The sequence below is a fragment of the Paenibacillus dauci genome, assembly GCF_000971985.1.
GTDB lineage: Bacteria > Bacillota > Bacilli > Paenibacillales > Paenibacillaceae > Saccharibacillus > Saccharibacillus dauci.
Genome location: NZ_LAQQ01000002.1, coordinates 237206 through 248759, shown reverse-complemented (window position 1 = coordinate 248759; position 11554 = coordinate 237206). Strand labels below are relative to the sequence as shown.

General features: G+C 48.8%; 8 protein-coding genes and 1 riboswitch. Of the genes, 6 read left to right on the top strand and 2 right to left on the bottom strand.

Features of this window, described 5'->3' with window-relative positions; all coding sequences use genetic code 11:
* Positions 1-95: 95 nt before the first annotated feature.
* Positions 96-198, bottom strand: a riboswitch (TPP riboswitch).
* 315 nt (positions 199-513) lie between these two features.
* From WH46_RS15400 to WH46_RS15380, 5 genes are all read left to right on the top strand, one after another.
* Entirely contained in the window at positions 514-1425 is a 912-nt protein-coding gene (locus WH46_RS15400) for an SDR family NAD(P)-dependent oxidoreductase (RefSeq protein WP_046227423.1), read from the top strand.
* A 149-nt stretch (positions 1426-1574) separates the two neighbouring features.
* A complete protein-coding gene (locus WH46_RS15395) occupies positions 1575-2492 on the top strand; it encodes an SDR family NAD(P)-dependent oxidoreductase (protein ID WP_046227422.1) in 918 nt (305 codons plus the stop codon).
* Between the two features lie 517 nt (positions 2493-3009).
* On the top strand, positions 3010-3897 hold the full coding sequence (locus WH46_RS15390) for a TIGR01777 family oxidoreductase (protein WP_046227421.1): 888 nt from the start codon (positions 3010-3012) through the stop codon (positions 3895-3897).
* Between the two features lie 167 nt (positions 3898-4064).
* Positions 4065-4373: an ArsR/SmtB family transcription factor gene (locus WH46_RS15385; RefSeq protein ID WP_017813393.1), complete on the top strand. Its 309-nt coding sequence runs from the start codon at positions 4065-4067 to the stop codon at positions 4371-4373.
* Positions 4374-4571: 198 nt separating this feature from the next.
* Positions 4572-5948, top strand: a complete 1377-nt coding sequence (locus WH46_RS15380; RefSeq protein ID WP_046227420.1) for a hydroxysqualene dehydroxylase — start codon at positions 4572-4574, stop codon at positions 5946-5948.
* Between the two features lie 319 nt (positions 5949-6267).
* Here the strand turns inward: WH46_RS15380 and WH46_RS15375 are convergent, their stop codons facing one another.
* Positions 6268-7581: a hemolysin family protein gene (locus tag WH46_RS15375; protein ID WP_046227419.1), complete on the bottom strand. Its 1314-nt coding sequence runs from the start codon at positions 7579-7581 to the stop codon at positions 6268-6270.
* Positions 7582-7833: 252 nt separating this feature from the next.
* The gene (locus tag WH46_RS15370) at positions 7834-8607 is read right to left on the bottom strand and encodes a TIM barrel protein (RefSeq protein ID WP_046227418.1); all 774 of its coding nucleotides are present in this window, start codon (positions 8605-8607) and stop codon (positions 7834-7836) included.
* A gap of 259 nt (positions 8608-8866) precedes the next feature.
* Between WH46_RS15370 and WH46_RS15365 the strand changes: the two genes are divergently transcribed.
* Complete coding sequence (locus WH46_RS15365; RefSeq protein ID WP_046227417.1) at positions 8867-11536, top strand: DUF4084 domain-containing protein; 2670 nt, start codon at positions 8867-8869, stop codon at positions 11534-11536.
* Positions 11537-11554 lie beyond the last annotated feature (18 nt).

Sequence of the window (11554 nt, the reverse complement as noted above, 5' to 3'; positions counted from 1 at the left end):
ATGTATCTCTGTCGCCGGATCACAGTCGCTGACGGCTGCATATCCACGCAAAAAAGCCGCTCCAAATGGAGCGGCAGAATAATGGCATAATTAGCCCTGCTCGGTCTCCACTTTCCTACGCTAGTACGAACTAGATCAGGTTCCAAGGGTCCGAGGCAATCTCGTCTCAGCCAGTAAATGGCTCCCCTAGTGGTCTTTCACAATATAAGCCTGCTGTCTCCCCATTCCTGCATAATATACCGGAACAGGGTGTGACAGAAGTCTGTTTGATTGCCTTTTACTCTACACAGCATCGATGCACCTGTCAAGGCTGCTCCTCTCCATAATAATTATCTTCTTCTCTACCAAAATGCACGGTAATCTCATTTCTGCCAGCTTGGCAGCTTGTCATAATTATCGAATGAATTGCTCAAATAACGAGTAAATGCCTGTACCAACGGGTATGTGTATTACATTGGAATAAGGAAATAAAAGGGAATTAACAGAGGTCAGATTTATTCTGGAGGGAACATCATGTCATCACATCTACCGCATGATCAGTTAAATGTTGTCATCACCGGAGCTTCCAGTGGTACCGGACGTGGACTTGCCGAGCGGCTTGCTGCCGAAGGTGCCAGCGTTGTTATTGCCGCCCGTCGTACCCATCTGCTCAAGGAAATGGAGCGGCAGTATGCTCCCCAAATGATTGCTGTCACCGCCGATGTCAGCCGGGAAGAAGGTATTGCTGCCGTATTCGAGACAGCAATGTCCGAACTAGGCCGGATCGATGTATGGGTCAACAATGCCGGAGCTATTGCAATCGGTCCATTTACCGAATCACCATTAGATGCGCTAGCACAAATGACCCGGATCAATCTGCTTGGCAATATGTATGGCAGTCACTATGCGCTACGCCAGTTCAAGCAGCAGGGATACGGGACGCTGATTAATGTATCTTCCTTTGCCAGCAAGGTTGCTTTTCCTTACCTGGCAGCTTACAGCGGCAGCAAATCTGCAGTCTCCGGTCTCAGCTATGCACTGAATCAGGAGATGAAGCTGGAAGGACGAAAGGATATTCATGTCTGCGCCGTACATCCATGGGTAATGAATACGCCTTGGACCGATCATGCCGCCAATTACAGCGGTCACGAGATTGATATGAAGCCGCTGGATGATCCGGACGATATTATCGATGCCATGTACAGGCTGATCGACCACCCACAAGAAAGCATTGAAGTCGGTTTCAAGGTACGAGGCACTGCCTTATCCAGCCACCTGCTGCCCCGGATGACCGAGAACATTAGCGGCCAATTCGTCCAGAACCTGATCTATGACGCGCCGCCGGCAGGGTTCACTTCAGGCAGCCTGTATGATCCCGTATTTGAAGGAAGCAGTGTGCATGGAGACGGTCATGGACATTCACGGACAGATACCGATAAATCGTAACGATATGATCGTATAAGCGATTGTCGAATGAAAGTTGGCATTTGTAGATATTCTGATCTGCATATCTCCCCCTATCCAACTGCTGCTGCAAAGCTATGATTCCGGATAGGGCTTTATATTCTATTTTATCCCGAACAGGAGGAATACGTATGGCCAGCACAATTCCGCATGACCAGTTAACTGTCGTAATCACCGGTGCATCCAGTGGTATTGGTAAAGGGGTCGCCCAGCAGCTCGCTGCTGAAGGAGCCAATGTGGTTCTCGCCGCTCGCCGTACCGAGCTGATTGAACAACTGGCAGCCGAGATCGGTCCCAATGCTATCGCCGTCACAACCGATGTCGGCCGTGAAGAAGAGATTGCCCGTTTGTTCGATGCGGCTATGTCCGCTTTTGGCAAAATTGATGTATGGATCAATAATGCCGGTGTAGGCGCGATCGGCCCGTACACCGATATTCCCACCTCGGATCTGACCCGTCTCGTCGAGACCAATGTGCTCGGAACAATGTACGGCAGCCACTATGCACTGCGTCAGTTCAAGCAGCAGGGACATGGAACGCTGATCAATCTGGGTTCGATCGTTAGCAAGGTACCTTTCCCGTATTACACTGCCTATGGAGCAACCAAGTTTGCTGTCGCCGGACTCAGCGCCGCGCTGTATCAGGAGATGCAGCTGGAAGACCAAAAGGATATTCATGTCTGTACTGTTCATCCATGGGCGACCGATACGCCCTGGTTCGAACATAGTGGCAATTATACCGGTCACCGTGCCGAGATGAAGCCGATGGATGATCCGCAAAATGTCATCGACGCCATTATCGATCTGCTCGACCATCCTCAGGAGAATGTCGAAGTAGGTGTCAAGACCAAAGGAACTACCATTTCCAGCAATCTGATGCCTGGTCTGACCGAAAGCCTTAATGCCAAATATCTGCAAAAAGTAATCCAGAGCGCTCCACCCGCCGGCTCTACCTCAGGCAGTCTGCACCAGCCGATGCTGAGCGGTAAGGATATAGATGGTGGTAACCGTGAGCGGATGAAGCGTGAACCAAACCAGATGCCTGATTAAACGCAGCCTATCATTCAAGCTTGCTGCCTTCTCGATCCAGGCTATATACAGACAGAACCCCCTTCTTCATGAAGAAAGGGGGCTTTGCTGCGCCTTATGCTGCACCATTCATCTACACTATTGTGCTCTCTATCTTCGTTTATTCGGAAATACATCGCTAAGTGCATGACAAAGCTTGCTTATAGATATAGAATAATATGGTACATCTAGAATAAAAAAGTAACTACATAGCCGGATCGGGAACGATGAACAATCCGATTGATCTTTCTGTATTCCGTATCATTTGCAGCGGAATACTTTCTTGATCCTTCATTTTCATACTGTAAAGTAACCTAAATAGTGATCCAAACCTGCTTTATTTTACGAATCACCTTTCGTAGCCTGCCTGCGTGGTTTATTAATATAGTGAACAACAGTTCTGTTTATTCGCTTTTATTTTAATTTTGAAATAATTATACCGGTTGGATCTGCGAATAACTGGTTGAATTCACTATATTCCACGAAATGGGTTGATGCTATGTCTGGGAAAATTGTACTTGCTGGCGGCACCGGATTTATTGGTCAATATTTTGAAGCCGAATTCCGCAAAATGGGCTATGACGTTGTTATTATTTCCAGGCAGTCCGGTCATGTGCCCTGGAATCAGCAGTCTGACATTGTACAGGCACTGGAAGGTGCCGAAATGGTCATTAATCTGGCCGGCAAATCGGTCAACTGTCGTTATACGGAACGTAACAAGCTGGAAATTATGAATTCCCGACTGGAGACGACACGTATTCTTGGAAACGCTATCCTCTCCTGCCAATCACCGCCTGCTCTCTGGTTTAACTCGAGCACCGCTACAATCTATCGCCATTCGGAAGATCATCCGATGACGGAATCGACAGGCGAGATAGGTACCGGTTTCTCTGTGGAAGTTGCCAAAGCCTGGGAACAGGCCTTTTTTGAATTCGAGCTGCCTCATACCCGGCAGATTGCTCTGCGGATTGCTATTGTACTGGGCCCGGGCGGCGGCGTGATGACACCGTATCAGAATCTGGTCCGCTATGGTCTTGGAGGCAAACAGGGCGACGGCAACCAGCGTTTTAGCTGGATCCATGTGGATGATCTGTTTCATATCATTCTGTTTCTGCAGGAGCATACCCAGCTGGATGGTGTATTCAACTGCTCGTCTCCATCGTCAGTTACCAATCACGAGCTGATGGCTGCTCTGCGGCAAGCCATGGGACGCAAGATAGGACTGCCTGCACCGCGCTGGATGCTGGAACTCGGCGCCCGAATGATTGGGACCGAGACCGAACTGGTGCTCAAGAGCCGCTGGGTGGTTCCCAACCGACTGATCAAGGAAGGCTATATGTTCCGCTATGGTAGGCTGGAGAGAACCCTGCAGGATATTCTGCAATAACACAATTTACGCGTACAATCTCACTGTTAGCCGCATTTATGCCTGGTTGACTCACCTATATCACTATGCTATATTCCACAGTAACTTTACAGTATGCGAGCTTGTTGATCTATTCACTGGCTGCAGAGCAAGCTAGGCCAAATTTAACTACTAACGGGAGATTTTCAATGAACCAATCTTACTTGGATGCCAATAATATGGGGAAAACGACGCGATTTCTGAATGGTCTGAGTGACCCGATGAGATTGCAGATTCTGTCTCTTCTCGGTAAGAAAGGCAGAATGAATGTAGGAGAGATTTCCTCCAATTTCAAAATCAGCCGTCCGGCTATCTCGCATCATCTTCGTATTCTGAAAGATGCCGGAATCGTACAATATGAGAAGAGCGGACAGGAAGTGTATTACTGGATGGATCAGGATTATATCGTCTATCATCTGCGTAATCTGGCGAACGAGATGAGTTCCTTTTCCAAATAATCCGGCAGCGGCAGCTGTGTCAGGAGAAATGCGCCTTCTTTCCCCACCATTAATTCTCTGCGAAAAGCCTGCATCCAGATGCAGGCCTTTTTGTCTATTCACGTGAACTTCGTCTATACAGCACTTCATTCCATCTCTTCGGGCAATCAAATGTCTGATTCTGGTTAATAACATACTAAACACAACCAAGGTGGGTGAATGATCGTGCTACATACCAATCAGGAAACATCAGACCAACCAACATCAGATAAACCGACTATTATTATCGGATCGGGACTAGCCGGACTGAGCTGTGCATTCGAGCTCGCGGATCAGGGCAAAAAAGTCATCGTACTGGAGGCTGCTCCCTATATTGGTGGACGGACAGCCAACTGGAATGAGCACGGCATGGGCGTCGAATCCGGCTTCCACAAATTCATCGGCTATTACGTTGCGCTGCCGGAACTGCTGGAACGCGCAGGGATCGTGCTGGACGAGATTGTGCACTGGGAGACAACAACCAATATCCGTCATCCAGAGGCACAAGGCACCTTCGGTCTGGATCTGCTGAAGGCTCCGCTCAAAACACTGGCCGGTGCTCTGGGCAACAATGATCTGCTGTCTCCACTCGACAAGGCTTCGCTCGCTCCTTTCTTTGCGGCAGGATTCAAGGATTATCTGGCGAATCCGGAAGAGCTGGATGAGATACCGGTCAAAGAATATGCCAAAAAGCATGGTGTAACCGACAAAGCGCTGGAGCGTCTGATCGAGCCGTTATCCTCAGGCATTTTCTTCCTGCCGATTGAACAGTATTCAACCTATGCGTTCTTTGGACTGTTCGCTCCGGCAATTCCGCGTCCGCATCTCATTCGTATTGGTGCATTCAAGGGCGGTATGACCGAGGTGATGACCGAACCGCTCAGCCGGGCGATTGAGGAGCGTGGTGGGCAGGTTATGACAGGCAAGCCGGTTGCTCAGCTGCTTGTAGAGGAAGGCGCCGTGACCGGTGTTCAGTTGGAAGACGGTACTCGCATGGAAGCCGAACAGGTCGTAGTTGCGACCAATGTGCGCCGCTCGCAGATGCTGGTCGGTGAGCATTTCAGCGAGCAGGAGTGGTGCCGGAACTTCCTGGCACTGGAGATCATGCCTTATGTTACCGCCCAGTTCGAAGCTACCGAGAAGCTTGCCGGAGCGGATCATACGAACTTTGGACCGGGGACGCAGTTGGGATCGTTCAGCGAGCAGTCACGTACGACGTTCCAGCGTCCCACAGGACGAGCATCGATTATCCTCGTCGATCCCGACAAACTGATCGACCTGCCGGATGAAGAAGTATGGGAATTGACCCGTAACTCGCTGCATGCGGTGGATCTGCCCAATGTGGATACGATGACCCAATACCGTATTATCCGGGGCAAAGAGAACTTTTACCGGTTATCTGCCGGCAACGAGAAACATCGTCCGCAGCAGGTAACTCCGGTACCCGGCCTGTTCCTCGCCGGAGATTATACCAAGCAGCCGCTGCTGGCAACAATGGAAGGCGCCGTTATCTCAGGTCAGCGGGCTGCACGCGGTGTACTCAAGGGTCATAAATAAACGAGTTCGAATCGAAATCCAGGCAAAATAATCCTTTACGCTTCTTGTTGCATCTGATAAATTAGCAGAATAAATCGCTATTCTTGACGAATTCTAAATATGTAAGGAGTTTTCTATGCTTATTGATCCCGAGAAATGGAATGAATTCACCATGAATTTGCTTCGTATATGGATAAAAATCCCTCGCGGTCTTCGTATGTTATTATTTCCTTCCATAGTAATCATTTATGGTATTGTATGCTGGATTAAGGTGTTATTTTAATAAAAGGCAGCCATCTTTTAAGAGGATGGCTGCCTTTTTCAATTGCTGCTCTGGAAATTATTTTAAAGAAGAAGTCGGTAACCGCTGCACACGTACCCTGTTGATCCGCTGCCTGCCGACTTCCTCGACCTTGTAGCGAAAATGCTCATATTCGAACTCCGGCTTCTCACTCCGAGTCGGTATCCGTCCAAGCGTTCCGATCACGAATCCGCTCAGCGTATCGTAATCCTCCAGCGGCAGTTCGGCAGGAACGACTCTGCGCACTTCATCCAGACGTGCCGATCCCGGGAAAATATAAGTGCTCTCGTCAATCTGCTCATAATCAGTCTCATCCATGTCATACTCATCATATATGTTGCCGATCACCTCTTCGATCAGATCCTCAATCGTCACAATACCGGCGGTACCGCCATACTCATCCACTACGATTGCCATGTGTATACGGTTCTGCTGCATCTCTTCCAGCAGGGTATCTCCACGCTGATGCTCGGATACAAAATAAGGTGGTCGCATAAATGCCCGTACATCCCACGACCGGGCGCCGTCATGAACGAGATAACCGATCATATCCTTGACGTGCAGCATACCGATCACATTATCGATATGACCTTCATATACCGGATAACGGGTATACTTTTCCGCAATTGCCAGTGCAATCGCATCGTTCCGGCTAATATCTACCGGAATTGCAGCCACATCGGTCCTTGGCGTCATCACATCGGCAGCGTCCTTGTTATCCAGTTCAAATACGTTATTGATAATGATGCGCTCATTCGCCTGAATCGTCCCGCGCTCTAGCCCGGTATCAATCATCATCCGGATTTCTTCCTCGGACGCCTCTTCATCTTCTGCATTCGGATCGACACCAAACAGCCGCACAGTCATATTGGTTGAGAACGTCAACAGTTTGACAAAGGGTGCTACCACTTTGGACAATACATGCAGCGGACTGGCAGCCAGCATGGCGATCGATTCCGCCTTTTTCATAGCCAGCCGCTTGGGGACCAGCTCACCGAATACCAGGGTAAAATAGGACAACACCAGCGTAATCACAATCACCGAAGCGGTAGACAGCACATTACGCGGAATCTCGATGCCGCGAGCGACCAGATAATCTACCAACACCGTCGCAAACGTGTCTGCAGCAAATGCACTCGCCAGAAAGCCCGCAAGCGTAATCCCGATCTGGATCGTAGCGAGAAAGCCGCTCGGCTCCGAAGTCAGCTTGTGAATAATGGCTGCTTTTTTGTTACCATTCTCGGCCATAATGCGAATCTTGTTATCATTTACCGTAATCAGTGCAATCTCCGATGCCGCAAAAAACGCATTGATCAGAATCAGTACAATCAACACCACAATCTCAAAGCCCAAAAAATCTGCACCTCCTGTAAAATAGAAAAGGCCCGCTGGCTCTGGTCGGTCATGCTGTATCAAGCGTGTCCCTTTATTGGTATAGTAACCGAATTGGTGTCTACAGAAGCTATGAATATTTCACATTAGTGACAAAATGGCGAAAAATGCATGAGCAATAAAATATAGCAAATGAAGCAAACAAAAAGCAGACCTCCTGTTACCAGAAGTCTGCTTCTTTTATAGTGATGCCTTATAGGATGATGTAAGGGTTCAGAGGGTATCAAAATAACGCGCACTTTCTACCATCGGCGTACAGTCGATATGTCCGCCATTCAGATTGATTTCGAAAATATAGTCCTTGCCGTTCACCAGCTTCTTGACCATATGCCAATCAATTTTGCCCTGACCAAGCGGCAGTGAGTCATGATATTCTCCCATACTGTCCACCAGATGATAATACTGCGCATAGGGCGCTGTCCGTTCCAACACATCGCGCAGACGTTCGTTATCTCCGCGGAAGCTGATAAAGGTATGGCTGACATCGACGTTAACCGGTAGCTGCAGTGGAATGATTACTTCATCAATCAAATAAGGGTTGGCATAACAGAACAGCCCGTCGGTCGAATCTTCCCACAGCAGCACATCCCGTCCATAGACCAGTATCTTCTCGATCTCTGCTTTCATCAGCAGGGTGCGCTCCCGCGTAATTTCGGGGTTCTCGCTTTTGACGTAATTGGCATGAATCACGCATTTGGCACCTTCCTCCTGGCAGATGGCTACCAGACGTTCCGTTGATTCCTGATAATATCGATAGCGATCCGGGTCCGGGCTCAGAATATCCAGGAATTTGCCGTTATATCGGGTCGGATGATGAAGATAGACACGGATACCGCGCTCCCGCAGTTCACGAATCCGCGAGCGAATCAGATCGCTCTGCTCCAGATCATCCACGCTCAGGAAAAATTCGATAATCTCCGGTTCATACTGCAGACGGTCATCCAGACTTTCCCGATCCAGGCTACTTTTTAGACGCATATTATTCATACTGCCACTCCTCTGTATCTTTCTGTAAATGGAACCAAATCAGCAGGTCTCTTCTAATCATATAATACACAATTACGCATTCCCAATCCCGCCTCATCAATATGCATTTAAATCGTCATTTAAACACCTTACCTATTCAGTTACTTAGCTTTTATTCCGTTATATAGAATAAGGAATTTTTGACTATATAAAAAGGGTACGTGAGGTATACGGATACTCTGGTTGGAAGGCTGGATGCGAACATTAAGGAGTTTTGGAAATGAAGAGACGAAGCAAGCCACTTACTGCATTTCTGCTGATCACTATATACATGATGCTGTATTACACCTGGATCCTGTCGTGGCAGGGTAATGAATCTATACTGGATTGGGGCGGGAATGTACTGACGGTTCTGGCAGGCATTGTTGCCTTGATATGGCTGTTCTCTGCCTATCTTCGCGGCAGTAATGACTGTCGTCCGTTATGGATGCTGCTGATGCTGGGATGTATGAGCAGTCTAATTGCCAACATCATCTGGCTGTATGACAACTCCATCTTGCATGAAGAACTGCCTTTTCCAGGCACAGCCGATATTTTTTATGTGCTGCAGCCTTTATTTTATCTGGCAGCATTGGTCTATCAGGTATCGCGCAAGCTGAGAGTCTATGGCGTTGTTCGGTTTATCTTTGACATTGCGATTGTTATGACTGCAGCGATCAGTCTGAGCTGGCAGTATGTGCTGCAGCCGATTATGAGTGCTCCTCACATATCACCTCTGGCCATGATTATTGCGCTGGCTTACCCTGTTGGCGACCTGATCCTCTTGCTGTCGGCGCTGGGTATTTACTTTGGCTTCCGTACGATCTGGCCGGAGCGCATGCTGTACCTGCTGTTCGCAGGAGTGCTCACGCAGATCATCGGCGACTGCATGTTTTCGGTGGCAGTATATACCCAGGATGCCAGCTGGGTTACCTGGTCCGATCCATGCTTTGGTCTTAGCCTGCTGTTGATGGGTCTAACCGGTATTGTATATAAAAAGTCTCTGGAACAACTGCCAGCTCCGCAGAATACCTTGCCGCTCGAAGTAGTGGAAAAGCCGGACTGGGTACGGACACTGCTGCCGTATATAACTGTGATTGTCCTGTTCATGGTTATGGTTATCGACTCCGGCAGCCGTAATGCGATTACACTGGGGTGTGGCTTATCCATCCTGTTCGTCGTCATCCGGCAGTTAATGATTCTCATGGAGAACCGCATGCTGCTCGTCAATCTATCCGAGAAAACGACGGCTCTGGAGAGCAGCGAAGAACAGTATCGTTCCCTCTTCCGGTATCATCCGGATGCGGTCTGCTCACTGGATCTGTACGGCAATATTTTGAGTATCAATGAATCCGCCTCCAGAATGCTTGGTTATAGCGAAGATGATCTCCATTTGCTGACCAATACTACTTTTATCCCGGAGCAGTACAGAGAGATGGCACGTATGCATTTCCGTCAATCCTGGGAAGGGCAACCCCAGAGCTATGAACTCTGCCTGCAGGCTCGTAATGGCAGGCTGATTCAGGTACAGATGACCAATATTCCGATTATGATTAAGGGCCGTACTGTTGGTGCTTTTGCGATCGCCAAAGATATTACAGAGAAAAAGAGCAATGAAGAGCGTATCCATTATCTCGCTTATCATGATCCATTGACAGGTGTCTATAATCGGGCAGCCTACGACGAGAATCTCAAATGGATGACATCACAGTCCCATATTCAGCGATTTGCCGTATTCTTTATCGATCTGGACCGGTTCAAGCATGTGAACGATACACTCGGTCATGATGTAGGAGATCAGCTGCTGCTTTCTGTAGCTGGTCGATTGACTGCCCATGTACCGGAAGACAGTATTGTTGCCCGCAGAGGAGGCGACGAGTTTACTCTGCTTCTGCCTATCCTGGACGATGATCGCCTCATTAACGATACAGCACAGGCAATCCTGGAGTCCCTTCAACAGCCGCATTATATCCGCCAGCACAAAATCGTCTGTACTCCCAGCATTGGTATTGCCATTTATCCGGATCATTCCTCCGATATAGCCACTCTTGTACAAAAAGCCGACCGGGCAATGTATCAGGTCAAGGTCAACGGCAAAGCACATTATCTGATCTACGACGATAATGACGAGAAAATCACTCGCAAGCTGCTGCTGGAACAAAGTATCGGCTTCGCACTGGATAACGATGAGCTGCTGCTGCATTATCAATCCCAGGTCGATGCCTCTTCCGGCAAAGTGGTCGGTGTGGAAGCACTACTGCGCTGGCAGCATCCACAGCTCGGCTGGATTGCACCGCTGGAATTTATCCCGGTCGCCGAAGATACCGGCAGTATACTGTCCATTGGACGCTGGGTACTGCTGGAGGCCTGCTATCAGGCCAAGAAGTGGGCCGATCAGGGGCACTATATCAAAATGGGTGTCAATCTGTCGCCGCGCCAGTTCCAGCAGGGCAATCTGGCGGATACGGTAGCTGAAGTATTGCGCGAAACCGGTCTGGACCCGAGTTATCTCGATCTGGAGATCACCGAGTCGATTGCGATGAGTCATATCCATAATGTTATCCCGCAGCTGCATGCACTGAAAAGTCTGGGTGTCTCTATTTCTATTGATGATTTTGGAACCGGATATTCTTCTTTGTCTTATCTCGCCAGCTTCCCGATCGACAAGCTGAAGATCGCCCGCGAATTCATTAGCAAGATCAATGAAAAGGATAGCCACTCCATTATTGCCTCTATTATCAATCTGGCGTATGGACTGAATCTCAACATTATCGCAGAAGGCGTCGAAGACCGGCAGCAGGCAGATATTCTCAAAGGCATTGACTGCTATGAAATGCAGGGCTATCTGTTCAGCAAACCGGTGATCGCTTCGGAGATCGAGAAGACTTTCCAGCAGGATCATCTGCACTAGCAGGTTGCAGGTGGAGTG